The organism is Streptomyces liliiviolaceus (genome assembly GCF_018070025.1).
Classification (GTDB): domain Bacteria; phylum Actinomycetota; class Actinomycetes; order Streptomycetales; family Streptomycetaceae; genus Streptomyces; species Streptomyces liliiviolaceus.
Genome location: NZ_JAGPYQ010000001.1, coordinates 6,876,437 through 6,902,427 on the forward strand (window position 1 = coordinate 6,876,437; position 25,991 = coordinate 6,902,427).

Consider the following 25,991-nt stretch of genomic DNA (forward strand, 5'->3'; position numbering starts at 1 on the left):
CGGTCACGCCTCCGTGGTCACGGTCGCGGGCCCGGCCCCGGTCTCGGCCCCGGCCCCGGTCCCGGTCTCGGTTTCCGGAGTGGTTTTCGGGACTCCTCGGAGGATGGAGTTGCCCTCGTGGGTGGCGTCCGTGTCGGCGAGGTCGAGGTCGAGGCGCCCGCTGAGGCCGTAGAAGGCGACGGGGTTGCGCCACAGCACCTGGTCGACGTCGTGCTCGGTGAACCCGGCCTTCAGCAGGGCGTCGGCGACCTTGCGGGTCTTCAGCGGATCGCTCTTGCCCCAGTCGGCCGCGGAGTTGACCAGCACCTTCTCCGGTCCGTACTCCTGGAGGACCGCGACCATCCGTTCCTCGTCCATCTTGGTGTCCGGATAGACGGAGAAGCCGAGCCAGCAGCCGCCGTCCTTGGCCTCCTTGACCGTCGTCTCGTTGAGGTGGTCGATCAGGACGTGGTCCGCGGGCAGTGCGGACTCCCGAACCACGTCGAGGGTGCGGCGCAGTCCCGCGAGCTTGTCGCGGTGGGGCGTGTGGACCAGCGCGGGCAGCGCGTACTCGGCGGCGAGCTGGAGCTGTGCGGCCAGCGCGGTGTCCTCGGCGGGCGTCATCGAGTCGTACCCGATCTCGCCGACGGCCACCACGTGGTCCTTGACGAGATACCGGGGCAGTTCGTCGAGGACGGGCACGCAGCGCGGGTCGTTGGCCTCCTTGGGGTTCAGGGCGATCGTGCAGTGGTGGGCGATGCCGTACTGGGCCGCCCGGAAGGGCTCCCAGCCGAGGAGGGCGTCGAAGTAGTCGAAGAAGGAGGCGGGTGAGGTGCGTGGCTGCCCCAGCCAGAAGGCGGGTTCGACGACGGCACGGACGCCGGCGTCGTGCATGGCCTCGTAGTCGTCGGTGGTCCGTGACGTCATGTGGATGTGGGGGTCGAAGATGCGCATCAGGACTCCTTGCCTTCGGTGCCGTGCACGCCGTCGGGGGAGGTCGGATCCCCTGGCGCGTCGGTTCCGGTGGGGGTGGCCGGGTGCCCGGTGAGGGCCAGGACGCGGTGCAGATCGTGGGGGACGGGGCGGTCGGCGGCGGTGCGTTCGGCGGCGTAGTCGCCGAGCATGCGGGCGAGTTCGGCGTCGCCGCGGGCCCGGTCGGGAAGGTCGGCCACGGCGTCCACGGGCACGCCGGTGAACAGGCACTTCAGGACGGCGTGCCGCCAGTTGTGGGCGTCCAGGTGCCGGGCGGCGTAGGGGCCGACGGCCGCGGCCACCAGCCGGGTGTCATTGGTGCGCAGGGCGTCCTCGACGACCGGCAGGGCCTCGGGTCCGGTCACGAGGTGGGGCAGGGCCTCCAGGACGGCCCGGCGTTCGTCGGCGGTGCCCTGGCGGTAGACGCGGGCGAGGGTGGGGGCGTCGGCCCGGGCCGCGTACAGGAGCAGCACGCGGGCCGCTTCCGCGTACTCGGGTCCGCAGCGTCGGCCCGCCTCGGCGATCCTCAGCTCCCACACGGAGACGGGGCCATGGGTGCCCGGATGGGCGGCCGCCTCGTCGAGGGCCCGGTCGAGCCAGGCCCGGGCGGCGCCGCCGAGGAGGGAGTTCAGGCGGGCGTGCAGCGTGGTGAGGGCGGGCGGGGCCTTCGCCGGGAGGGTGGTGTCGGCGGCGCCGGGGGCGTCGTGGAGGTCGTTCACGAGGTTCTCCCTTCGAGGACGCCCTCGGCGGCCGGCCGGGGGTGGTCGGGGATGCCCCGGGGGACGGAGGACGAGGCCGCGTTTCGGAGGAACGGGAGGGACTGCTGGGCGAACTGAGGGCCGGCGTGGGAGTGGCGGGGCAGTTCGACGGAGACCAGGCCCTGGTAGCCCACGGCGGCGAGGGCTTCGAGTACGGGCGGGAAGTCGATCTCGCCGTCGCCGAACGGGAGGTGTTCGTGGACGCCGCGGCGCATGTCCTCGATCTGGACGTGCTTCAGCCAGGGCCCGGCGGCGCGTACGCAGTCGGCGGGTGACTGCGGTTCGAGGCACTGGCAGTGGCCGATGTCGAGGGTGAGTCCGAGGGCGTCCGGACTGCCGAGCGTGGTGCGCAGACGGTGGAAGTCGTCGAGGGTGGCGAGGAGGTGACCGGGTTCCGGTTCGACGGCCAGCGGGATTCCGGCGTCGGTGGCCACGTCGAGGACGGGGGTGAGTGCTTCGGCAAGGCGCTTCCAGGCGGTGTCCTCGGCGATCGCGCCGGACTCCTCCTTCGGGAGGACGCCGCTGAAGCAGTGCACCGCGTGGGCGCCGAGGTCGCCGGCGATCCGGACGGCACGGACGAGGAGGTCGACGCGTCGGGCCCGCTGGTCCGGGTCGGGGTCGAGCAGGGACGGGCCGTGCTTGCGCCTGGGGTCGAGCACATAGCGGGCGCCGGTCTCCAGGGTGACGCCCAGGCCGAGTTCGTCCAGTCTGCGGGCGATCCCCTGGGTGCGGGCGGCGAGGCCGGGAGCGAACGGGTCGAGGTGCATGTGGTCGAGAGTCAGGCCCACGCCGTCGTAGCCGAGGTCGGCGAGAAGGGAGAGGGCGTCGTCCAGGCGCAGGTCGGTCAGACCGTTGGTGCCGTAGGAGAAGCGGAGGGGGTGGGGGGCGGGCCGGGCAGCGGGGTCGGGGCTCGGCGGAGGGGTCGGCGCAGGGGTCATGTCACGCTCACCTTTCGGCTGAACCTGCGGGCGGCCGGGGCGAGGGCCGCTGTCAGCAGGGCCATGACGGGGGCTCCGGAGCGGGCGGCGAGGGCCGCCTGGAGCGGGATCATGGCTCGGATTCCGCCGCCGACGGCTCTCTGTGTCAGTGGGGGTGACGGGTTGAGGGCCGCGTGGAGGAGGGGGCGGGCGGAGGTCACGGCGTAGAGGGTGGTGAGTGCGCCGCTCAGGGTGGCGATGTCCAGGGTCACTCGCCTGGGGCGGGGAGGGGGGTGCCAGAGGCTGGGAGCGGTCGGCCCGTGCTCCGGTGGTCGGCCGTTCGCCTGGGTGACGCTCGTCAGGTCGTCGCGCGCCCGGGCGTCGTACGAGTCGTACGCCAGGTGCCCACCCGTCCGGTCAGCGCGTGACAGGTCGCCGCCCGTCCGGTCGTCGTGTGACAGGTCGCCGCCCGCTCGGTCGGCGCGGGTCAGGGACCAGGTCAGGGCTGTCGTCGTGGCCAGGGCGGTGAGCGGGGCCCAGGGGGAGCCGCCCTGGGTCTCGTGGCGGGAGACCGTGGTGACGGCCAGGGTGTGTGTGGCCAGGGTCAGGGCGGACGGCACCGCCTTGCGGGTGTCGCCGCCCGAGGCCACTCCGCCGAGGAGGAGGTCCAGGCCCCGGGCCGCGGCCATCGCCAGGGGGCCGGCGGGTGTGCGCTTGAGGACCAGGTCGTACGACCAGACCGTGGCCGCCAGGGCGCTGGCGACCGCGAGCGGGCGGCGTCCCGCGCGGGACGCGAGAGCCAGGCCCGCCAGGGTCAGGCCCCCGGCTGCCGCGAGGGCGGCGGCCGGCTTCACCCGGCCGGAGGGCAGCGGGCGGTGCGGGCGGTCGACGGCGTCCTCGGCGCGGTCGGCCCAGTCGTTGAGGGCCATACCGGCCTCGTACAGGCAGAGGGAGGAACCGATGGCGAGCAGGGTTCGGGGGTTCGGGCGGACCCCTGCGGCGGCGGCGCCCGCGAGTGCGTCGCCGGGGACCGTGAACAGGGCGGGCAGGCGCAGGAGTTCCACCCAGGCGCGCAGTCCCGCACCCGCCGCGCGCGGCCTCGGCCTCGACCGCTGCCCCGGCCGCTGCCCCGACTTCGCGTCCCACTCAGCCGGCTCCCGTGCCGGCGCAGCAGCGGCAGGCTGGTGCGGTGCCCCCGCGACGGCGACAGCGACAGCGACGGCTTCGGGCTGCCGTGGTGTCCTGGTGCCGGAGCGGTTCGGTGTCCCCGGCCCGGCGGCCCATCCGAGCCGCTCCCGCCAGCCGGACACACCCCCTGCCCCGGACGCTCCCCGTACCCCGGACGCACCACTGGCCCCGGACGCCGCACCCCGTCCGGGTCGTATCAGCCCGCGCAGGCCGGTCATCGGGGCTCCCCCGATGTCCCTTGCGGGGCCCCTTGCGGGGCCATGCCGTCCGGGGTCGCATGGTCCGCCACGGCCACCCCCGGCCCCGGCGGTAGCGCGAGGCCGCGCAGGCGTTCGGCGAATCCGATCAGGTGGGCGTACTGCTCGCCCAGGGCCGCAGGGCCCTCTCCCACCGGGTCCTTGAAGTAGAAGCCGAGTTCGGCGAGCGGGCCCGAGACGCCCAGTTCGTGGGCGCGGGCGACCAGGCGGGCCAGGTCCAGGATCAGCGGGGCGGCGAGGGAGGAGTCGCAGCCCTGCCAGGTCGTCTGGAGGACCATCCGGGTGCCGAGGAAGCCGTCGAAGGCGATGTGGTCCCAGGCGGTCTTCCAGTCGCCGAGGGACGGTACGTCGTCGATGTGGGTCTCGCCCTCGGGGACCGAGCCGAGGGTGTCGGCGAGGGCGCGTTCCTTGCCGGCGTTCTTGGCGGCCGCGGCGGCCGGGTCGGCGAGGGCCGCGCCGTCGCCGCCGCCCAGCAGGTTCGTACCGGACCAGGCGCGGACGGCCAGGGCGCGCTGCGCGAACATCGGGCCGAGGACGGACCGCAGCAGGGTCTGGCCCGTCTTGCCGTCGCGACCGGCGTACGGCAGTCCCGACGAGGCCGCCGCCGGTGCGAGGCGCGGGTGGTGCAGGCCGGCGGACGGGGTGAAGTTGACGTACGGGCAGCCGGCCCGCAGTGCGGCGGCGGCGTACAGGGAGCTGGCGGGGAGGGTGTCGCCCTCGGGGACGGGTTCCGTGGAGGACACGTTCACGACGACGGTTCTGGCGAGTCCGCCGCGGTGGGCGAAGTCGCGGATGTCCTGGGCGAGGGCCTCGATCAGTTCGTCCTCGGTCCGTGTGTCGCCGGGGAGCGGGCCGCCGATCCTGATCTCCCGGTCGGCGGCGGCCAGTTCGGCGGCGACGGCGGAGGGAAGGTCGTGGGGCAGGACACCCCCCGCGGCGAGGGACTCGGCGCGTTTCGGGAGGGGGCAGTCGACGACGTCGTGGCCGCCGAAGACGAGCGAGGGCAGGGAGGGCAGGCCCGCCTCGTGGAAGGCGCCGGTCTCGGTGACCATGCCGGTCGGTGGATGGAGCCCGGCCGTGACGGCCGCGCAGCCCGCGACAGCGGTCGTGGCGACGGAGCCTCGCGCTCCGATCAGCCACACTCCGACCCGAGAAGGGGAAACAGACGGTTCGGCGGACATGGGCAGCCTCCCTCTCAAACGCGAACTCAGCGCGAACGCAACGCGGAAAAGCCGGTGCCGGAGGGTGGAGGTGGAGAGGTCGAGACGGCGGGCGGGGGTCCGGCGTCCCCCGCCCGCCGCCGCTCAATCGCCGTGCGCGGCGGTTCGCGCCGATCGCACCGGCAGCTGTTTGATCCGGACGTCGCGGAACGACACCCGGTCCTCGGCACCGTGGTTCTGGATGCCGACGTGACCGTCCCGCAGGCTCCGCGCCGGATCGGTGTTGGTGTAGTCGTTGATCTTCACGCCGTTGAGCCAGACGCGGAGTCGTTCGCCCTCCACGCGGATCTCGTACGTGTTCCACTCCCCCGGCGGGTTCAGCGCACGGTCGCGCTTCTTGATGTCGGCGGACTGGAAGCTGTACACGGCCCCGGTGGTGCGGTCGGGGGCGTCGGTCGCGTCGATCTGGATCTCGTACCCGTTGTCGACGGCCGACCACGGGTCGTCGGAGGCCGGGAAGCCCACGAAGACACCGGAGTTGTCGTCGCCGGAGGCACTCGCCATTCTCCAGTCGAGTTTCAGCGAGTACGAGGTGAACTCGGAGGCGCCGTACCAGAGCATGCCCAGGCCGCCGGACGACGTGAGTGTCCCGTCGTCCGAGAGCGAGAACGAACCCGGTCCCGCCTGCTTCCAGGCGGCCAGTGACTCGGCACTCCCGTCGAAGAGCGGCGTGTAGCCCTTCTCCGGACGGCAGTCGGCCTGGGTGTCGCCGACGGCCCAGCGGATGCCGCCCAGCAGATGCTGCCGGAAGGCGGGATCGGCGTACGACTCCTTGGTGTGGCCGCTGCCCGTGTAGAAGGAACGGCCGCCCCGGTACTCCTGGCACCAGGCGATCGGATGGTCGCCGCTCATCGTGCCGCCGGTGTACGACGACTCGTCGAGCGAGGCCAGTACATGGGCCCGGTCGCGCGGGTTGGAGCGGTAGTTGTACCACTCGTCCGTGCGGTTCCAGGACTCCCCGAGGTGCGAGGTGGCCGGGTGAGCCCGGTCCTCGACCTCGACGCGGGCGGGCTGGATCGCCGGGTGCGACTGGAAGTAGGCGCCGGCGAGGCCGCCGTAGAACTCCCAGTCGTACTCGGTGTCGGCGGCGGCGTGGATGCCCACGTAACCGCCGCCCTGCCCGATGTACCGCTCGAACGCCTTCTGCTGCCCGTCGGTGAGGACGTCACCGGTCGTGGAGAGGAACACCACGGCGTCGTACCGGGCGAGGTTCCGCGCGGAGAAGGCGCGCGAGTCCTCGGTGGCGTCGACCGCGAAGCCGTGGTCGGCTCCGAGTGCCTTCACCGCGGCGATGCCCTCGGGGATGGAGTCGTGCCGGAACCCGGCGGTCTCGGAGAACACCAGGACCCGCTCCCGGTCCGGGTGCCCCTTCGGCCCGTCCTGGCCGTTCGGCCCCTTCGACGCCGCCGGCCCCGACACACACCCGATGAGCAGGGCGGCGCCGGCCACCGCGGTCACGGTACGGCCAGTTGCTCGCATGAAAGACCTCCCTCAGCGAATCAGCGAATGAGCGGATCGGCGGTCAGCGGGTCGTGAAGGTGAAGTCGTCCACGTCGTACAGGGCCCCGGTGCCGCGTCCCTTGAAGACGAGGTAGAGCGTGGTCGTGCCGCGTGGTGCCTTGGACAGGGAGGCGGTGACGTCCTGGAAGGTCTCCCAGCCGCCGGTCACCGGGACGGTCGCGCTGCCCAGGAGGCGTCCGGTGGGCGAGCCCGCGCGGACTTCGAGCTTGCCGCCCGTGCCCGCGGAGGAGACGCGTGCCGTGAGCTTGGTGGCGTTGCTCAGGACGTACGGCTCGAAGGAGATCCAGTCCTTGTTGTGGATGTCGCCGACGGTCTTCGCGCCGTGCGCGCCGGCCCGCTCCGTGATCGTCACGCCCTCGGACTTGCCGAAGTGCTCGGCCTGGCGGTGCTTGGGCTGGACGACGGACTGGTCGTGCGTGGTGAGCGCCTGCTGACCGCCGCCTCCGCCGTCGGTGTACTCCGCGTCGAAGACACCGAAGATGTTGGCGTCCTCGTCGTGGCCGCCGTCGGCGCTGGTCTGGATGGTGCCGGAGCAGCCGTTGGCCGAGGTCACCGGGTGGCCGTGGCTGTCGTGGCCGAGGACGAAGGTGACCTTCACCTTGGCGCAGTCGATGGTGCCGTCCTCGGGGTCGGTCACCTTCACCTTGAAGGGCACCGCGTCACCGAAGGCGAACAGCTGGCCGTCCTCGGGGAGTTGGAGGGTCACCTTGGGGGCGGTGTTGCCGACGACGATCTGCACGCTGGAGCTGCCGGTGCGGCCGTCGGGGTCCTTCGCCGTCAGGGTCGCGGTGTAGGTGCCGTTCGTCTTGTACTTGTGAGTCGGGTTGGCCGAGGTGGACGTGCCGCCGTCGCCGAAGTCCCAGCTGTACGTGAGGGTGTCGCCGTCGGCGTCCGTGGAGCCGGCCGAGGAGAACGTGACCTTCAGGGGCGCCTGTCCGGACTGCTTGTCGGCCGTGGCCTGGGCGACGGGCGAGTGGCCGTCCGTGGCGTTCTCGATGCGGTACAGGGCGGAGTTCTCGTCGCCGCCGAACCAGGACACGCCGTAGTCGAGGACGTACAGCGCGCCGTCCGGGCCGAAGGCCATGTCCATGACCTGGGTACCGGTCCACGGCACGTCGTTGATGGACTGCACGGTGCCGTCGCCGTCCGAGGAGATCCGCTTGATCCAGCGGCGGCCGAACTCACCGGCGAAGAAGTCGCCGTCGTAGGCCTCGGGGAACTTGACCGGCGAGTCGAGGGAGGGGTCGAAGTGGTAGACCGGTCCGCCCATCGGGGACTCGGAGCCGGTGCCGAACTCGGGCACGGAACCGCCGTCGTAGGGGATCCAGGCGGCCTGGGCCGGGGGCAGGTCGGTGAGACCTGTGTTGTTCGGCGAGGTGTTCTTGGGCGCGGCGCAGTCGAAGGCGGCGCCCGAGGTCTTCGTGGCGAAGTCGTAGTCGACGTAGGCGTCGTTGTCGCCGGTGCAGTACGGCCAGCCGAAGTTGCCGGGCTCGGTCACGCGGGCGAACTCGACCTGTCCGGCGGGGCCGCGCGCGGGGTCGGCGGCACCGGCGTCGGGGCCGTAGTCACCGACGTAGAGGATGCCGGTCTCCTTGTCGACGCTGAAGCGGAACGGGTTGCGGAAGCCCATCGCGTAGATCTCGGGCCGCGTCTTGTCCGTGCCGGGCGCGAAGAGGTTGCCGTCGGGGATCGCGTACGAGCCGTCGGCGTTCACCTTGACGCGCAGGATCTTGCCGCGCAGGTCGTTGGTGTTGCCGGAGGTGCGCTGGGCGTCGAAGACGGGGTTGCGGTCGGCGCGCTCGTCGATGGGCGCGTAGCCGTCCGACTGGAACGGGTTGGAGTCGTCGCCGGTCGACAGGTAGAGGTTGCCGTCCGCGTCGAAGTCGATGTCGCCGCCGACGTGGCAGCAGATGCCGCGGGTCGCGGGGACGTCGAGGATCTTCTTCTCGCTGGCGTTGTCGAGGGTGCCGTCGGCGTTCAGGACGAAGCGCGAGAGGCGGTTGACGCCGTCGAAGGGCGCGAAGTCGGCCGCGGTGCCCGTCTCGGGGGCGTCGCCCGCCGGGGTGTCGAGCGGCGGGGCGTAGTAGAGGTAGATGAAGCGGTTGTCGGCGAAGCCGGGGTCGACGCCGACGCCCTGCAGGCCTTCCTCGTCGTGCGAGTAGACGTCGAGCTTGCCCGCCAGTTCGGTGTTGCCGGCGCTGTCGGTGAGCCGCAGCTCTCCGTCGCGCGAGGTGTGCAGGACCGAGCGGTCCGGGAGGACGGCCAGCGACATGGGCTCGCCCGTCTCGGCTTCGCCCTTGGCGAGGGTGACCTGCTGGAAGTCCTCGGCGGCGACCGGCGCGGCGGGCGCCGCGCCCGGGTCCGCGGTGGCCGCGCCGGCCGGGGGTGTGGCGAGGGTGAGTGAGGCACCGGCGAGGAGTGCGCCGGTGAGCAGGGCCAGCGCCTTGCGGAACCGTATCTTCGGGCGGCCTCTGTGACGGTCGCCCGCGTGGCTGTCGGCTCTGTGACTGCCGGTTCTGTCGGTGCTGGTGGGGTCGTTCGCGTGCACGGGTGCCTCCAGAATGGGGCTGGTGGTTCCTGCGGGTGCGATACGCCGGGGTGCGCCGTCACCCCGGAGAGAGAACTCTGCGAGGGGGGTGGCTAGTCGTTGCCGCCGAATGCCGCGTCGAAGGACGCGGTGGGCGGTTCGAAGTCGAAGGCCTTCAGCCGGGTGAGTGCCTCGGGTGCGCCCTGGAGGCGGTCCATGCCCGCGTCCTCCCACTCGACCGAGATCGGTCCCGTGTAGTCGATGGAGCGCAGCATCCGGAAGACGTCCTCCCAGGGCACGTCGCCGTGGCCCGCGGACACGAAGTCCCAGCCGCGGCGGGGATCGCCCCACGGGAGGTGCGAGCCGAGACGGCCGTTGCGGCCGTCGAGGCGCTTGCGCGCCTCCTTGCAGTCGACGTGGTAGATCCGGTCGCGGAAGTCGTAGAGGAAGCCGACCGGGTCGAGGTCCTGCCAGACGAAGTGCGACGGGTCGAAGTTCAGCCCGAAGGCCGGCCGGTGGTCGACGGCCTTGAGCGCCTCCTTGGTCGTCCAGTAGTCGTACGCGATCTCGCTGGGGTGGACCTCGTGGGCGAACCGCACGCCCTCGTTGTCGAAGACGTCGAGGATGGGGTTCCAGCGGTCGGCGAAGTCCTCGTAGCCGCGCTCGATCATCGACTCGGGGGCCGGCGGGAACATCGCGACCAGGTGCCAGATCGCGGAGCCGGTGAAGCCGATGACGGTGTCGACGCCGAAGGCCGCGGCGGCCCGTGCGGTGTCGGCGATCTCGGCCGCCGCCCGCTGCCGTACGCCCTCGGCCTCGCCGTCGCCCCAGATGCGGGCGGGCAGGATCGCCTGGTGGCGTTCGTCGATGATGGCGTCGCAGACGGCCTGGCCGACCAGGTGGTTGGAGATGGCCCAGCACTTGAGGCCGTACTTGTCGAGCAGTTCCCGCCGCGAGTCCAGGTACCCGGGGTCCGTGAGAGCCTTGTCGACCTCGAAGTGGTCGCCCCAGCAGGCGAGTTCGAGTCCGTCGTAGCCGAAGTCGCGGGCGAGGCGGCAGACCTCTTCGAGCGGCAGATCGGCCCACTGGCCGGTGAAGAGCGTGAAGGTGCGCGGCATCGGGACTTGCCCTCCTCAGCTGGCTATGGGGGTGAAGACGGAGTTCTTCTCGGCGCTCTCCTCGACCGCCGCGAGCACGCGCTGCACCTGCAGCCCGTCGGCGAAGGACGGCAGTGGCCGGCCGCCCTGCGCGATCGTGTGGACCAGGTCGCGGGCCTGGTGCACGAAGGTGTGCTCGTAGCCCAGACCGTGGCCCGGCGGCCACCAGGCCTCCAGGTACGGGTGGTCGGGTTCGGTGACGAGGATGCGGCGGAAGCCCGCGTGCGTGGCCGGCTCCGTGCCGTCGTGGTACGAGAGTTCGTTGAGGCGCTCCAGGTCGAAGGCCAACGAACCGCTCTCGCCGTTGAGTTCGATGCGCAGGGAGTTCTTGCGGCCGGTCGCGAACCGGGTGGCCTCGAAGGACGCGAGGGCTCCGGAGGCGAACCGTCCGGTGAACAGGGCGGCGTCGTCGACCGTGACGGGCCCGAGTTCGCCGCCGCCGGCCGCCGAGAGGCCGCTGGACGACCCGGAGAGCAGCGGCCGCTCCCGTACGAACGTCTCGGTGAGCGCGGACACCCCGATCACCGGCTCGCCCGCCAGGTACTGCGCGAGGTCGACGATGTGGGCGCCCAGGTCGCCGAGCGCGCCCGAGCCCGCCGACTCCCTGCGCAGCCGCCAGGTCAGCGGGAACTCCCGGTCCACCAGCCAGTCCTGAAGGTACGTCACCCGTACGTGCCGCAGTGCGCCGATGCGGCCCTCGGCGACCATCTTCCTGGCCAGTGCCGTCGCGGGCACCCGGCGGTAGTTGAAGCCGACCATCGCCACCTGGCCGCGTTCCGCGGCGGCCTCCGCGGCGGCGGTCATCGCCTCGGCCTCCTCGACCGTGTTGGCGAGGGGCTTCTCGCACAGCACGTGCTTGCCCGCGGCGAGCGCGGCGATGGCGATCTCGGCGTGGCTGTCGCCGGGGGTGCAGACATCCACGAGGTCGACGTCGTCGCGGGCGATCAGGGCCCGCCAGTCGGTCTCGGCGGCGGCCCAGCCGAGCCGGTCGGCCGCCGTTCTCACGGCTGCCGCGTCACGGCCGCAGACGGCGGCGAGGACGGGCCGGAGCGGGAGGTCGAAGACGCGGTCCGCGGTGCGCCAGCCCTGGGAGTGGGCGGCGCCCATGAACGCGTATCCGACCATGCCGACGCCCAGCGGGCGTCTGCCCGCCCGTGCCCCGGCTTGCGCCCCGGCCTGTTCCTCGTCAGGCTGCTGCGGCTGTCCCATCGGGAGGTCCTCCTCTTCGTCATGGCGCGGTGGGGGTATAGGGCGCCCGCCGGGTTGCGGTGGTTCGGAGGCTGCGGGATCGCTGTGGCCGGTCGCGCAGTTCCCCGCGCCCCTCAAGGGCGCCCCTGGCGGGCGCCCTCGACGAGGCCGGGCTCTACTTGAACCCCGTGGGCAGGTACGTCTTGACGTTCTCCTTGTCCACGACGGCCGAGTAGAGCGTCAGGGACGAGGGGATCTCGAACTCCGCGAGGCCGCTGATGCCCTTGCCCTGGCCGAGCGCGCGGGCCAGGTCGATCGCGGACGCGGCCATGGTGGGCGGGTACAGGACGGTCGCCTTGAGGACGCTGTTGTCCGACTCGATGGCCTGCATGGCGGACAGCGCGCCCGCTCCGCCGACCATCAGGAAGTCGTCGCGGCCGGCCTGCTCGATGGCGCGCAGGGCGCCGACGCCCTGGTCGTCGTCGTGGTTCCACAGCGCGTCGAAGCTCGACTGGGCCTGCAGCAGCTGGGACATCTTGGCCTGTCCCGACTCGACGGTGAACTCGGCGGCCTGGCGGGCCACCTTCTTGATGTTCGGGTAGTTCTTGAGGGCCGCGTCGAAGCCTGCCGTGCGCTGCTTGGTGAGTTCCAGGTTGTCGAGTCCGGCCAGCTCGATGACCTTGGCGTTCTTCTTGTCCTTGAGCTTCTCGCCGATGTAGTGACCGGCGTTGAGACCCATGCCGAAGTTGTCGCCGCCGATGTAACTGCGGTACGCCTGCGGGGAGTTGAAGATGCGGTCGAGGTTGACCACCGGGATGCCGGCCCGCATGGCCTTGAGGCCGACCTGGGTGAGGGCCTTGCCGTCGGCGGGCAGGATGACCAGGACGTCGACCTTCTTGTTGATCAGCGTCTCTATCTGGCCGATCTGGGCCGCGGTGTCGTTGGAGCCCTCGGTGATCTCCAGCGTCACGTCCTCGTACTTCTTGGCGCGGCTCTTCGCGTTGTCGTTGATCGCGTTGAGCCAGCCGTGGTCGGCCTGCGGGCCGGCGAAGCCGATGGTGACCTGCTTGCCCTTCTTGTCATCGGCGGCGGGCTGGTCGTTGGAGGCCGGCTCGTCGTCGGATTCGTTGCTGGTGCAACCGGCGAGGAGGACACCGGCCGAGACGGCGGCGGTGCCGAAGAGCAGTCCTCTGCGGCTCGTGAGCTCTGGCATGGCGGTGGTCCCTTTCCTCAAGGCGAGTCCCTCGGGTCGTGCGGGGCGGTGCTGTGCGGGGTGCTTCGCGTACTGCTGCACGTACTGCTTCATGTGCGGCTCTACGTGGTGTTCGCGGTGCGGCGCTGGACGAGTACGGCGGCGACGATGATCGCGCCCTTGGCGATCTGCTGGACGTCGCTCTGCAGGTTGTTCAGAGCGAAGATGTTGGTGATCGTGGTGAAGATCAGGACCCCGAGCACCGAGCCGACGATGGTGCCGCGTCCCCCCGTGAGCAGCGTGCCGCCGATGATCGCGGCGGCGATCGCGTCGAGCTCGTACAGGTTGCCGTTGGTGTTCTGGCCCGAGCCGGACAGGATGATCAGCATGAAGGCCGCGATGCCGCAGCACAGTCCGGAGAGCAGATAGAGGTAGAGGCGCTGGCGGCGTACGTCGATACCGGCGAGCCGGGTCGCCTCCGCGTTGCCGCCGACGGCCACCGTGCGCCGGCCGAAGGTGGTGCGGTTGAGCACGAGCCAGCCGATGATCGTCACGACCGCGAACATCAGGACCAGTGGCGGGACGCCGAGGATGTAGGAGTCCCGCTCGCCGAGATCGAGGATGCCGTCGATGGTGACGACCTGGGTGTTGCCGTCGGTGATCTGCAGGGCGAGGCCGCGGGCCGAGGCGAGCATGGCGAGGGTCGCGATGAACGGCACCATGGCGCCGTACGCGATCAGTACCCCGTTCACGAGGCCGCAGCCGACACCGACGAGCACCGCCGTGAAGAGGACCCCCGTGAAGCCGAAGTCCTGGGTGGCGACGGTGGTCGCCCAGACCGAGGCGAGGGCCACGATCGCGCCGACGGACAGGTCGATGCCGCCGGAGATGATGACGAAGGTCATCCCGACGGTGACGACACCGATCACCGAGGCCTGGGTGAGGACGAGTTGGAGGTTGCGGGTGTCGAGGAACTCGTCGGGCTTGGTGATGCCTCCGATGAGGATCAGGACGGCGAGCACACCGAGCAGTGACAGGGTGCGGACGTCGGCGCGGGCCACGACCGCCCGCCAGGGGCTGCGCTCCGCCTGCGATGACAGCTTCGGGGTGTCGTCCCGGGGCGGGGACACGGGCTGCGTCATGACGCCGGGCTTCCTTCCATGACGAGGTCGAGTACGCGGTGTTCGTCGAGCTCCTGGGCGGGCGCCCGGTGGACGACCCGGCCTTCTCGGAGCACCAGGACGCGGTCGGCGAGGCCGAGGACCTCGGGTACTTCACTGGAGACCATGAGCACGGCCAGGCCTTCGTCGGCGAGGCGGCGGATGACGGCGTACAGCTCGGCGCGGGCGCCGACGTCGACGCCGCGGGTGGGTTCGTCGAGCAGCAGGACCCGGCAGCCGCGCAGCAGCCAGCGGGCGAGTACCGCCTTCTGCTGGTTGCCGCCGGAGAGGGTGCGGATGAGGGCGGACGGGTTGTCGGGGCGCAGCGACAGTTCGCGGGTCGCCTTGCGCGCCGCGTCCCGTTCGGCGTTCCGGTCCAGCCAACCGCCGTAACTGAAGCGGGATATGGAGGACACGGAGACGTTCCGGGTGACGGACTCCAGCATCAGCAGGGCCTGCGCCTTGCGTTCCTCGGGGGCGAGCCCGAGTCCGGCGGCGACGGCGGCCCGGACACTTCCCGGCTTCAACTGCTTGCCCTGTACGCGCACTTGTCCGGTACTGGGCTTCCGGGCGCCGTAGATGGTCTCCAGGATCTCGGAGCGGCCGGAGCCGACGAGTCCCGCGAGGCCGACGATCTCGCCGGGCCGCAGCGTGAGGTCGAGCGACTCGAACTCGCCCTGCCGGGACAGTCCTTGGACTTCGAGCACCGGCTCGGGCAGGTCCTGGTGCCCCGGGCGCGGCGGGAAGACGTACTCGACGTTCCGGCCGGTCATCAGCGCGACGACCTCACGGGTCGGCGTCGACTTCGCGGGCAGTCCGTTCGCCACCGCGCGGCCGTCCTTGAGGACGGTGACCCGGTCGCCGATGCGGCGGATCTCCTCCAGCCGGTGCGAGATGTAGACGACGGCGACGCCCTCGGCGGTGAGGTCCCCGACGATGCGGAAGAGGTTGTCGACCTCGTCCGGGTCCAGGGCCGCGGACGGTTCGTCCATCACGATGAGGCGTACGTCGTGGGAGAGCGCCCGGGCCATGGAGACGATCTGCTGGTGGGCGGCGGACAGTTCGCCGACGAGCCGGCCCGGATCGATCTCGGGGTGACCGAGTCGCTTGAGGAGAGCGGCCGTCGAGGCCCGCGCGTCCTTGCCGCGTACGACGAATCCGGCGGAGGTCGGTTCATGGCCGAGGTAGACGTTCTCGGCCACCGACAGGCCCTCCACCAGGTCGAGTTCCTGGTAGATGGTGGCGATACCGAGGCGCATGGCGGCGATCGGCGAGCGCAGGGTGACCTGCTCGCCGCGCCAGCCGATCGCGCCGTCGTCCGGCTGGTGGGCGCCGGCCAGGACCTTGATGAGCGTGGACTTTCCGGCGCCGTTCTGGCCGAGCAGGCAGTGCACTTCACCGGTCAGGACGTCGAGGTCGACGCCGTCGAGGGCCCGGACACCGGGGAACGACTTGGTGATGCCGGACATCGTGAGAAGGGGTGGTTCTGGTGCCATGACGGTTCCCCTCGGCATGTGGGCCGGTTTCAGGGCAGGGCGGAGTGAGGCAGGGCGAAGCCAGGGTGGTGGCGGCTCGGAAGGAAAGCGGCTCGGGAAGAGGTGATTTCCGGTTACGGGGTCGGCTCAGACAGAAGTGGCGTGTACGCGGCTCTGGAAGCGGGTGTTACGCGGGTGAGAACAGGTGGTCGCTGATGAGACGGGCCGCGCCGATGACTCCGGCGGTGGGGCCCAACTCGCCCAGGACGATGGGTAGGTTGCCGGTCGCGAGGGGCAGCGACTGGCGGTAGACCTGGGTGCGGATCGCGGCGAGCAGGGTGTGGCCGAGGCCGGTCACTCCGCCGCCGATGACCACCAGGCCCGGGTTGAAGAAGCTGACGAGTCCGGCGATGACCTGGCCGGTGCGGGTACCGCCCTCGCGGATCAGATCGAGCGCGGTGGCGTCCCCCGCGGCAGCGGCGGCGGCGACGTCGATGGCGCTCAGGGCGCCCGCCGCCTCCAGTCGTGCCGCGAGTTCCTGGGAAAGCCCCTGGTGGGCGGCGTCCGTGGCGTCGCGTGCCAGGGCCGCTCCGCTGAAGTGGGCCTCCAGGCAGCCCCGGTTGCCGCACGCGCACGGGCGGCCGTCCGGTACGGCCTGGATGTGGCCGATGTCGCCCGCGCTGCCCGTCGTACCGCGGTAGACCTCACCGCCGACGACGATCCCGCAGCCGATACCGGTACCGATCTTGACGCAGAGGAAGTCGCCCACGGAGCGGGCCACGCCCGCGTGCTGCTCCCCCATCGCCATCAGGTTCACGTCGTTGTCGACCATGACGGGGCAGCCGAGGTCCTGACTCAGCGCCTCGCGGACGGGGAATCCGTCCCAGCCCGGCATGATCGGCGGGGCGACCGGGACACCTTCGGGGAAGCGAACCGGACCGGGTACCCCGATGCCGGCGCCGTCGAACCCCTCGGCGAGTCCCGATGCCTTCAACTTCGCTGCCATGGACAGGACTTGCTCGAAGACCGCGACCGGGCCCTCGCGTACGTCCATGGGCTGGTTGATGTGTCCCAGCACCTCCAGCTCCGCGTTGGTGACGGCGACGTCTATCGACGTGGCCCCGATGTCGACGCCCAGGAAGCGCAGCGCCGGAGCGAGCCGGATGTTGTGGGACCTGCGGCCGCCGCGGGAGGCGGCGAGTCCGTCGGCCACCACGAGGCCGGTCTCCAGGAGCCGTTCGACCTCCACGGCCAGCTTGGACCGGGAGAGATCGACCTGGTCCCCCAGCTGCGCCCGCGAGTTGGGGCCGCCGTCACGCAGCAGTCTGAGCAGCCGCGCCTGGTGGGCGTTCCCGGGTCGCGCTGTCATACGTCTCACGAGCCCCTCCCCGCCTCATCGGCACCGCCGTCGTTGTCTTTCGAGGGGAACGTAGCAGTGGCTGCCGGGGGTGGGAAGAAGTTGCGCAGGAATTACCTACTACTTTTTCCACTGAGTGGACAAAGAAGCGTGCGCCGGTGGCGCGCGGGGCAGTTCGGGCTCCGCCCGGGGGTGGTTTTTGGCCGCGGGTGCGTCGTGGCTGGTCGCGCAGTTCCCCGCGCCCCTGACGGGGTGCAGACCGGTGCGAATCGACCGCCTTCGAGGCCATTGCTGTGATCTACGACACGTTACCGGGGGTATCTGAAACACCGTGTCGCAGGTAAGTTGCGATGGGCGCGCTGAAGCCCAGCCACGTTTCTGAGTAGCCGTCAGTGAGGATCCCTGCGATGGAGCAGCAGCACGTCGACGTCCTGGTCATCGGCGCCGGTATCTCCGGTGTCAGTGCCGCATGCCACGTACTGCGTGACATTCCGGGCGCTTCGCTCGTCGTCCTGGAACGCCGGGCCCGCGTCGGTGGCACCTGGGACCTCTTCCGGTATCCCGGTGTCCGCTCCGACTCCGACATGCACACCTTCGGATTCGGCTTCCGCCCCTGGCACGACGCGCGCATCCTCGCCGACGGCGCGCAGATCCGGCGGTACGTCGAGGACACCGCGGCCCACGACGGCGTACTGGAGCGCATCCGTTTCCGCCGCCGGGCGATCGGCGCCGACTTCTCGCACGCCACCGGCCGCTGGACCGTCGAGGTCGAGGACGAGAGCACCGGCGAGCGCGAGTCGTACAGCGCGGGCTACGTCATCGGATCGACCGGCTACTACGACTACGACACCCCCTATCGGCCGCGGTTCCCCGGCGAGGCGGAGTACCGGGGCACCCTGGTCCATCCACAGCAGTGGCCGCAGGACCTGGACCACACCGGGCGGCGCGTGGTCGTCATCGGTTCGGGGGCCACCGCCATCACCCTGCTGCCCGCGATGGCCGACGACGCGGCGCACGTCACCATGCTGCAGCGCTCCCCCACGTACGTCCTCGGGCTGCCCGAGATCGACCCGCTGACCCGCGTCCTTCAGCTGCTGCGCGCCCCGGCGCGGCTGACGCACAGGATCGCCCGCGCCCGCAACATCGCCCTGCAGCGCGGGAGTTACGCCTTCTGCCGCAAGTACCCCCGCCTCGCCCGCAGGATTCTCCTCGGGCTGGTAAGGGCCCGGGCCGGCAAGGACGTCGACATGCGCCACTTCAGCCCGGCGTACAAGCCCTGGGACCAGCGGCTGTGCGTCGTCCCCGGCGGCGACCTGTTCAAGGTGCTCAAGAGCAAGAAGGCGTCGATCGCCACCGGCCACATCGACACCTTCACCGCCGACGGCATCCGGCTGACGTCCGGCGAGGAGCTGAAGGCCGACATCGTCGTCACGGCCACGGGGCTGAACGTCCGCCTCCTGGGCGGCATGGCGCTCACCGTCGACGGCCGCCCGGTGGACGTCAGGAACCGCGTCCTCTACAAGGCGGTCCTGCTGGAGGGCGTCCCCAACATGTCCCTCGTCATCGGCTACACCAACGCCTCCTGGACCCTGAAGGCGGACCTGGCGGCCGACTACACCGCCCGGCTCATCACGTACATGCGGCGCCACGGGCACGACATCGCCACCCCGGTGGCCTCCGACGGTGACCGCTCGGCGGCCTCCGTCATGGGCGAGGCGCTGACCTCCGGTTACATCACCCGCGCCGACGAGGTCATGCCGCGCCAGGGCACCCGCGCCCCGTGGCGGCTGTGGAACAACTACTACCGCGACCGCGCCATGCTCCGGGACGCCCCCATCGAGGACGGCCCGCTGCACTTCGCCCGGGCGGGGGCACCGGCCGCCGCCCGCACGTCCGCCACAGACGCCGCAGCCGACGCCCAGGACGCCCCGCGCGTCGCCTGACCGTCCGACCCGCACCCGCACCACGAGCCCCAGCCCCGTACGACCGCAGAGCAACGCACCGGCCCGCGCACCCGCCTCCTCCCCCCATGGCGGCCGAGCAGACAACCGAGGACGAAGATGACCACGCACCTGACCAGGAAGCTCTACGACGAGCGCCTGCGGACCCTGTCCGAGGGCTCCGTGAACGTCAACTTCAACGCCTTCGTCGACATCAAGTGGAACGACCCCGAGTTCGCCGTGGACCTCGACGACCCGCGCTGGGTGCTCACCAGCGCGGACGCCCTGGGCGCCCACCCCTGGTACCAGGAGCAGTCGCTCGAAGCGCGGATCCGGATCGGGATCTGGCGCTGGGCGGTCATCGCGAAGGTCGGCATGCAGTTCGAGAACCTGCTCATGCGCGGAGCCCTGGACTACATCTACCAACTGGACAACCGGGACGAGGAGTTCAGGTATCTCACCCACGAGATCACCGAGGAGACCCACCACACCCAGATGTTCCAGGAGTTGGTCAACCGCACGGGCGTGGACACCGCGGGCGGCAGGCGCTGGTTCCGGCAGCTGAGCCGGGTCCTGCCGCTGGCCGGTTCCCTCTACCCCGAGGCGTTCTTCACCGGCATCCTGGCCGGCGAGGAGCCCATCGACCATCTGCAGAAGGGCGCCCTGCGCAGCGGGGAGCCGGTGCACCCCCTCCCGCAGCGGATCATGCAGATCCACATCGCCGAGGAGGCCCGGCACATCTCCTTCGCCCATGAGTTCCTGCGCCTGCGTGTCCCGCGCTTCGGCAAGGTCCGCCGCGGCGCCCTGTCGCTCCTCTTCCCGCTGATCATGCGGACGCTGTGCGACGTCATCATGATCCCCGACCGGAGGTCCGCCGCGCAGGTCGGCATCCCGGCCTGGGTGGTCAAGGACGTCTTCTGGAAGTCCGAGGCCGGGCAGCGGATGCTCCACGACCTCTTCTCCGACGTACGGATGCTCGCGCAGGACATCGGCCTGATGAACAAGGTGTCCCGGCCGCTGTGGAGGGCCCTGCGCATCGACGGCCGCCCGGCGCGCTTCCGCGGTGAGCCCGCCCTGCACACCGACTGAGCCGCCACCAGCCGCGCGTCAGCCGCGCATCGTCCTTTCCCGAACGGAGACCAGCCCGCCGTGCCGTACGTCGTCACCCGATCCTGCTGCGCCGACGCCTCCTGCGTGCTGGCCTGCCCGGTCAACTGCATCCACCCCGCGCCGGGCGAACCCGGTTTCGCGACGGCCGAGATGCTGTACGTCGATCCGCTCACCTGCGTGGACTGCGGTGCCTGCACGACCGCCTGCCCGGTGGACGCGCTCAAACCCCATACGGCCCTCGGCGGCGCCGAGTTGCCGTTCCTGGAACTGAACGCCACCTACTACAAGGAGAATCCGCACGCCGACCGCGCACCCATGTACGTCGTGCCCCGGCGACGCGCGCTTCCGGCGGGCGAGTTGTCCGTCGCCGTCGTCGGTGCGGGCCCCGCCGGTCTCTTCGCCGCCGACGAACTGCTGCGCCACCCCGGGGTGCGCGTCACGGTCCACGACCGCCTCCCGACGCCGTACGGTCTCGCGCGGGCCGGTGTGGCGCCGGACCACCAGGACACCAAGCAGGTCACCCGGCTCTTCCGGACCATCGAGTCCCAGCCGGGTTTCAGCTACCGCCTCGGCGTCGAGGTCGGCACCCACCTCACCCACGGCGATCTCCTGCGCGAGCACCACGCGGTGATCTACGCCGTCGGCGCCGCGACCGACAAACGGCTCGGCATCGAGGGCGAGGACCTGCCGGGCAGCGCCTCCGCGACGGACTTCGTCGCCTGGTACAACGGCCACCCCGACCGCGCGCACGACGAGTACGACCTGGACACCGAGCGGGCCGTCGTCATCGGCAACGGCAACGTCGCCCTCGACGTCGCCCGCATCCTCACCGCCGACCCCGATGCGCTGGCCCGTACCGACATCTCCGACCGCGCGCTCGCCGCGCTCCGGGGCAGCAAGATCCGTGAGGTCGTCCTTCTGGGCCGGCGCGGCCCCGCCCAGGCGGCGTTCACCCTGCCCGAGCTCCTGGCCCTCTCCGCCCTCAAGGACGTGGACGTCGTCGTCGAGGGCTGGCCGGAGGACCTGGACCCCTCCGCCACCGACAAGACCCGGCTCCTGTCGCAGCTCGCCGCCCGGACGCCGGTCGAGGGCCGCCGCCGTATCGTGCTGCGCTTCCTGACCGGTCCGGTGCGGATCACCGGGGACACCTCCGTCCGGGCCCTGGAGGTCACCGCCACCTCGCTGCACACGGACGAGGACGGCACCGTACGCGCTCTGCCCACCGGCGACACCCGGACCCTGGAGACCGGCCTCGTCCTGCGTTCGGTCGGCTACCGCGCCCGGCCCGTCCCCGGCCTGCCCTTCGACGAGGACACCGCGACCGTCCCCCACGAGGGCGGCAGGGTCGGCGTCGGCGTCTATGTCGCGGGCTGGATCAAGCGCGGGCCCACCGGTTTCATAGGGACGAACAAGACCTGCGCCCACGAGACGGTGGAGTCCCTCCTGGACGACTTCGCCGCCGGTCGCCTGGCACAGGCGGTACGCGGCGGTGTCGGTACGACGACGGACGCGCTGGGAGTGGACGCCTGGCACGCGATAGACCGTGCGGAACGGGCGGCGGGCGAGGCCCAGGGCCGCCCGCGCGTGAAGTTCACGGACACCGAGTCGTTGCACCGGGCCGCGCAGGCCGTCCCGGCCGCCGCACGCGGCTGATACCCACGCCGACACCCACGAGGCCCGGGGCGGAGTGCTCAAGCCCTCCGCCGATCCGGCTGAAAACGCCTACAGATCCGCCACGCGCTGCTGCGGCGACAGCTCCACGCCCAGGCTCCGCAGTGTCGCGTCCAGCACCGCCCAGACCGAACGGCACAGCATCTCGCGCAGTTCCTCCTCTGACAGCTCGCGCTGCTCGTCGCGCACCCACTGGTTGACGGAGGTGTCCACGAAGCCCACGATGCCGATCGCCACCGAACGGATCGGCACCTCGGGCACCCCGAGCGCCTTCAGCACGTCCCCGAACCGCTCGCTGAGCATCTGCGCGATGGCCGCCTTGGTGTCCGCGACCAGCGATCCGTCGCCCATGGCGTGCTCCCCGACGCCCATGTAGGCGTACAGGCGCGGGTGTTGGGCCACCCAGTCCAGATGCGCGCCCACCACGCGCCGCACGGACTCCTCGATCGTCCCGTCGAAGGTGAGGGTGGGCTCGATCCCCCGCATGAACGACTCCACCACCCGCCGGCGGATCAACTCCTCCAGCGTGGCGCGGTCCTTGAAGTGGCGGTAGAGCACCGACCGCGGCAGCCCCACGCGCTCCGCCAGCCGCTGCAGTTTGAAGCGCGTGCCCTCGTCCTCGATGAGGGCCACCGCCGCGTCCACCAGGTCGAGCTGTCGCTGCGCCTTGTGGTCGTCCCAGCGGGTGGAGCGCCCGTCGGTCTGCGGCTCGCCGCCGGTTCTGTCAGCCATCTCGCCACACTATCGACGTCCCGGCGAAGGCACGGACACGACGAACCACTACTGGTCACGCGGGCGGGCGTGCCCCTACTGGTCACGCGGGCGTGCGTGGTAGGTCCTGCGGGTGTGTTCCGTGTGGGTGCGCATGACCTCGGTCGCGCGCTGTTCGTCGCGGGCCGCGATCGCGGCGATGAGGTCGCGGTGCTCGATCCAGGACTGCTGCCCGCGCTGCCGGGCGACCGGGGTGTAGTACCAGCGCACGCGCCGGTCGACCTGCGCGGCCAGTTCGGCGAGGACCGTGTTCCCGGCGAGGTCCATGACCTTGGCGTGGAAGCGGGCGTTCGTCGCGACCGCGGCGTCGACGTCGTCGGCGGCCACGGCCGCCTCGCCCTCGGCGCACAGCTCCTCCAGGTCGGCGATGCCTGAGGTGCCCGTGTTGGCCGCCGCGAGCCGGGCGGCCTCGGCCTCCAACAGGGTGCGTACGGTGAGGAGTTGGTCCGCCTCCGCCTCGGTCGGCTCGTGCACGAACGCGCCCTGGGCGGGCCGCAGGTCGACCCACCCTTCCGTGTTCAGCCGCTGGAGCGCCTCGCGCACGGGCTGCCGGGAGACGCCGAGGTGCCCGGCCAGTTCACTCTCGACCAGGTGCTGACCGGGCTGGAGGGCGCGTGTCGTGATCAGTTCGAGCAGGGCCTCGTAGACGCGGTCCCTGAGCGGACCCGGCCGTTCGAGCTTCGGCACGGACCCCTGCGGCAGTCCGGTCGACAACATCGCGGTCCCCCTCCTGGGCAGTGGCGGCGTGTGCGCTGACGGCACGGCAGCCTGAAAGCCAGTATCAATTGTCTTTCGTCTACAGTCTACGGCGCACAATGGCCAGGCCGAGGGGGAGTTGGCCTCGTCACACTCTGTCGAACCCGCAGGTCACGGGCAGTGGATGACCTGACCCGCGTACGAGAGATTGCCGCCGAAGCCGAAGAGGAGGACGCGGTCGCCGGTGGAGATCTCGCCGCGTTCGACGAGCTTCGACAGGGCCATCGGGATGCTGGCGGCCGAGGTGTTGCCGGACTCGACGACATCGCGGGCGATGACGGCGTTCACGGCGCCGATCTTCCCGGCGAGGGGCTCGATGATCCGCAGGTTCGCCTGGTGCAGCACGACCGCGGCGAGGTCCTCGGGGGTGACTCCGGCGCGCTCGCAGGCCTTGCGGGCGATGGCCGGCAGCTTCGTGGTGGCCCACCGGTAGACGCTCTGGCCCTCCTGGGCGAACCGCGCGGGGGTGCCCTCGATGCGTACCGCGTGTCCCATCTCGGGCACCGAGCCCCAGAGCACCGGTCCGATGGCGGACTCCTCGGCGGCCTCGACGACGGCGGCGCCCGCCCCGTCCCCGACGAGGACGCAGGTCGTGCGGTCCGTCCAGTCGGTGACCTCGGACATCTTGTCGGCGCCGATCACCAGGACGCGGCTGGCGCCCCCGGCCCGTACGGCGTGGTCGGCGGTGGCGAGCGCGTGCGTGAAGCCGGCGCACACCACGTTCAGGTCCATGACGGCCGGTGACGGGATGCCGAGGCGGGCGGCGACCCGGGCGGCCATGTTCGGTGACCGGTCGACGGCGGTGGAGGTGGCCACCAGGACGAGGTCGATGTCCTCGGGGGTGAGGCCGGCTGCGGCCAGGGCCTTGGCGGCGGCGTGCGCGGCCAGCTCGTCGACCGGTTCGTCGGGTCCGGCGATGTGGCGGGTACGGATGCCCACCCGGCTCGTGATCCACTCGTCGCTGGTGTCGACCAGCTCCGCCAGGTCCTCGTTGGTGAGAACCCTGGCGGGCTGGTAATGGCCGACGGCGGTGATGCGTGAGCCGTTCATGGGCGGTCCCTTGCTTGCCGGGGTAACGGGACTCACCAGTCTGATCAGGTACTCACGGGTACGCGGGCACGTAAAGTCACAGGATTGCCGCGCCACCCTTGTCGGCTTCCGTCAGACCCTCGGACGCCCGAACACCCCTCCAGCGGACGTTCGGGTACCTATCCCATGATCACGCCCGGCGGCCCGCCCGGGAAGGCGGGCGGGTGCCTATCCTGTGAACAACTGGGTCGCTTTCTGTACGAGCTCGTACAGACCATAGGCCAGCGGCGCTCCCACCCAGACCCAGGCGAAGACGATCAGCGGGCGGCGGTCGGGGACCGGGCCGTCCGCCGCGGCGCCGTCGGGCGGACTGCTGTCACTCGTGGACATCGGCGGCCTCCTTCTGGTTCTGGGCGGGGACGTGATGGCGGGCGTCCACGGGCCGGACCAGCTCGTTCGCGACGAACCCGACCACGAGCAGCCCGATCATGATGACCAGTGACAGTCCGTAGAGGGACGCTCCGGATTTGCCTGCCTCCTCCTGCCGGTCCGCGATCCAGTTGACGATCAGCGGTCCGAGGACCCCGGCGGTGGACCAGGCGGTGAGCAGCCGCCCGTGGATCGCGCCGACCTGGTAGGTCCCGAAGAGGTCCTTCAGATAGGCGGGGACGGTCGCGAAGCCGCCTCCGTAGAAGGAGAGGATCACCAGCGCGGCGATGATGAAGACGGGCTTGGAGGAGTCCCCGACCCACGCGATGAGCGCGTACATCAGCGCGCCGACGCCCAGGTAGACGCGGTAGATGTTCTTGCGCCCGATCAGGTCGGACGTGGAGGACCAGCCGATGCGGCCCGCCATGTTCGCGGCCGAGAGCAGCGCGACGAAACCGGCCGCCGCCGACACCGAGACGGGGGTCGAGGTGTCCGCGAAGAAGTCCGTGATCATCGGCGCGGCCTTCTCCAGGATGCCGATGCCCGCGGTCACGTTCATGCAGAGCACGATCCACAGCAACCAGAACTGCGGGGTGCGCACGGCGCTGTTCGCGGAGACCTGTACGCCCTCCAGCGGGGCCGGGGTGCCGTCGGCCGCGGTCTTCGCGGGGCGCGGCACGCGCACGAGCAGCACACCGAGCGACATGAAGACGGCGTACGTCAGTCCGTGCACGAGGAAGGCGAGCGCGATGCCGGAGCTGTCGGAGCCGAAGGACTCCAGCATCTGCGCGGACCACGGCGAGGCGATCAGCGCGCCGCCGCCGAAGCCCATGATGGCGATGCCGGTGGCCATGCCGGGCCGGTCCGGGAACCACTTGATGAGCGTGGAGACGGGCGAGATGTAGCCGATGCCGAGGCCGATGCCGCCGACGAAGCCGTAGCCGAACACGATCAGCCAGTACTGCTCGGTGGCGGCGCCGAGGGCGGAGAGCAGGAAGCCCGACGAGAAGCAGATCAGGGCGACCGTCATCGCCCAGCGCGGCCCGTTGCGCTCCACGAGCGTGCCGCCGAACGCGGCGGACAGGCCGAGCATCACGATGCCGAGCTGGAAGGGCAGGGCGCTCTGGGTGCCGCTGAGGTCCAGCGCGGACTCCAGGGAGGGCTTGAACACGGACCAGGCGTAGGCCTGTCCGATGGAGAGGTGGACCGACAGGGCCGCGGGCGGGACCAGCCAGCGGCTCCAGCCCGGTGGGGCTACAGGGGGACTCATGATCCCGGACGATAGGAAGCGGTTGTTCAGTTGGGAAGTCGCTCCACCCGAACTGGTCGACCGTATGCGGTGAACGGTATGCGGGGTGCGGTGAACGGTCGGTTTCGGCCGACGAACGGAATTTCCGGCCGAACTCCGTGTCTCTAC

General features: G+C 71.2%; 21 protein-coding genes. 3 read left to right on the forward strand and 18 right to left on the reverse strand.

Translation table 11 applies throughout. The annotated features are described in order from the left end of the window. Positions 1-3 precede the first annotated feature (3 nt). The 13 genes from J8N05_RS29450 to J8N05_RS29510 form a co-directional block, all read right to left on the reverse strand. Positions 4-933 (reverse strand): TatD family hydrolase, encoded by a 930-nt coding sequence (locus tag J8N05_RS29450; protein ID WP_210888197.1) that lies wholly within the window; start codon positions 931-933, stop codon positions 4-6. Beyond that, positions 933-1,670, reverse strand: coding sequence for an EboA domain-containing protein (locus J8N05_RS29455; protein WP_210888201.1), 738 nt, complete (start codon positions 1,668-1,670; stop codon positions 933-935). The genes J8N05_RS29450 and J8N05_RS29455 overlap by 1 nt, the downstream gene beginning before the upstream one ends. Further along, the gene (locus J8N05_RS29460; RefSeq protein ID WP_210888205.1) at positions 1,667-2,647 is read right to left on the reverse strand and encodes a sugar phosphate isomerase/epimerase family protein; all 981 of its coding nucleotides are present in this window, start codon (positions 2,645-2,647) and stop codon (positions 1,667-1,669) included. The genes J8N05_RS29455 and J8N05_RS29460 overlap by 4 nt, the downstream gene beginning before the upstream one ends. Further along, on the reverse strand, positions 2,644-3,702 hold the full coding sequence (locus tag J8N05_RS29465; RefSeq protein WP_210890478.1) for an SCO3242 family prenyltransferase: 1,059 nt from the start codon (positions 3,700-3,702) through the stop codon (positions 2,644-2,646). The genes J8N05_RS29460 and J8N05_RS29465 overlap by 4 nt, the downstream gene beginning before the upstream one ends. A gap of 326 nt (positions 3,703-4,028) precedes the next feature. Beyond that, positions 4,029-5,252 (reverse strand): inositol-3-phosphate synthase, encoded by a 1,224-nt coding sequence (locus J8N05_RS29470; RefSeq protein WP_210888208.1) that lies wholly within the window; start codon positions 5,250-5,252, stop codon positions 4,029-4,031. Positions 5,253-5,375: 123 nt separating this feature from the next. Further along, on the reverse strand, positions 5,376-6,770 hold the full coding sequence (locus J8N05_RS29475) for a ThuA domain-containing protein (protein ID WP_210888211.1): 1,395 nt from the start codon (positions 6,768-6,770) through the stop codon (positions 5,376-5,378). Positions 6,771-6,813: 43 nt separating this feature from the next. After that, a complete protein-coding gene (locus tag J8N05_RS29480; RefSeq protein ID WP_210888213.1) occupies positions 6,814-9,360 on the reverse strand; it encodes a PQQ-dependent sugar dehydrogenase in 2,547 nt (848 codons plus the stop codon). Positions 9,361-9,452: 92 nt separating this feature from the next. Beyond that, positions 9,453-10,457: a sugar phosphate isomerase/epimerase family protein gene (locus J8N05_RS29485; RefSeq protein ID WP_210888216.1), complete on the reverse strand. Its 1,005-nt coding sequence runs from the start codon at positions 10,455-10,457 to the stop codon at positions 9,453-9,455. Between the two features lie 15 nt (positions 10,458-10,472). Beyond that, positions 10,473-11,705, reverse strand: a complete 1,233-nt coding sequence (locus J8N05_RS29490; protein ID WP_210888220.1) for a Gfo/Idh/MocA family protein — start codon at positions 11,703-11,705, stop codon at positions 10,473-10,475. A 154-nt stretch (positions 11,706-11,859) separates the two neighbouring features. Continuing rightward, complete coding sequence (locus J8N05_RS29495) at positions 11,860-12,897, reverse strand: substrate-binding domain-containing protein (protein ID WP_210888223.1); 1,038 nt, start codon at positions 12,895-12,897, stop codon at positions 11,860-11,862. Positions 12,898-12,998: 101 nt separating this feature from the next. Further along, positions 12,999-14,018 carry an ABC transporter permease gene (locus tag J8N05_RS29500; protein ID WP_210888226.1) on the reverse strand — a complete coding sequence of 340 codons (1,020 nt, stop codon included), beginning with the start codon at positions 14,016-14,018 and terminating at the stop codon, positions 12,999-13,001. Next, the gene (locus tag J8N05_RS29505; protein ID WP_210888229.1) at positions 14,015-15,532 is read right to left on the reverse strand and encodes a sugar ABC transporter ATP-binding protein; all 1,518 of its coding nucleotides are present in this window, start codon (positions 15,530-15,532) and stop codon (positions 14,015-14,017) included. Before J8N05_RS29505 ends, J8N05_RS29500 begins: the two co-directional genes overlap by 4 nt. A gap of 166 nt (positions 15,533-15,698) precedes the next feature. Beyond that, entirely contained in the window at positions 15,699-16,880 is a 1,182-nt protein-coding gene (locus J8N05_RS29510) for an ROK family transcriptional regulator (RefSeq protein ID WP_107016858.1), read from the reverse strand. 395 nt (positions 16,881-17,275) lie between these two features. Here J8N05_RS29510 and J8N05_RS29515 point away from each other — a divergent pair, with 395 nt between their 5' ends. The 3 genes from J8N05_RS29515 (at position 17,276) to J8N05_RS29525 (ending at position 21,571) form a co-directional block, all read left to right on the forward strand. Further along, positions 17,276-18,811, forward strand: coding sequence for a flavin-containing monooxygenase (locus J8N05_RS29515; RefSeq protein ID WP_210888231.1), 1,536 nt, complete (start codon positions 17,276-17,278; stop codon positions 18,809-18,811). A gap of 117 nt (positions 18,812-18,928) precedes the next feature. After that, positions 18,929-19,897, forward strand: a complete 969-nt coding sequence (locus J8N05_RS29520) for an AurF N-oxygenase family protein (RefSeq protein WP_210888234.1) — start codon at positions 18,929-18,931, stop codon at positions 19,895-19,897. 60 nt (positions 19,898-19,957) lie between these two features. Further along, entirely contained in the window at positions 19,958-21,571 is a 1,614-nt protein-coding gene (locus J8N05_RS29525) for an FAD-dependent oxidoreductase (protein ID WP_210888236.1), read from the forward strand. A 69-nt stretch (positions 21,572-21,640) separates the two neighbouring features. Here J8N05_RS29525 and J8N05_RS29530 read toward each other — a convergent pair whose 3' ends face one another. From J8N05_RS29530 to J8N05_RS29550, 5 genes are all read right to left on the reverse strand, one after another. Then, positions 21,641-22,321 (reverse strand): TetR/AcrR family transcriptional regulator, encoded by a 681-nt coding sequence (locus tag J8N05_RS29530; protein ID WP_210888239.1) that lies wholly within the window; start codon positions 22,319-22,321, stop codon positions 21,641-21,643. A gap of 75 nt (positions 22,322-22,396) precedes the next feature. Beyond that, a complete protein-coding gene (locus J8N05_RS29535; protein ID WP_210888242.1) occupies positions 22,397-23,077 on the reverse strand; it encodes a GntR family transcriptional regulator in 681 nt (226 codons plus the stop codon). Positions 23,078-23,227: 150 nt separating this feature from the next. After that, a complete protein-coding gene (locus tag J8N05_RS29540) occupies positions 23,228-24,166 on the reverse strand; it encodes a beta-ketoacyl-ACP synthase III (RefSeq protein WP_210888245.1) in 939 nt (312 codons plus the stop codon). Between the two features lie 207 nt (positions 24,167-24,373). Continuing rightward, entirely contained in the window at positions 24,374-24,535 is a 162-nt protein-coding gene (locus J8N05_RS29545) for an MFS transporter small subunit (RefSeq protein ID WP_210888248.1), read from the reverse strand. Further along, on the reverse strand, positions 24,522-25,844 hold the full coding sequence (locus J8N05_RS29550; protein WP_210888250.1) for an OFA family MFS transporter: 1,323 nt from the start codon (positions 25,842-25,844) through the stop codon (positions 24,522-24,524). The genes J8N05_RS29545 and J8N05_RS29550 overlap by 14 nt, the downstream gene beginning before the upstream one ends. Positions 25,845-25,991 lie beyond the last annotated feature (147 nt).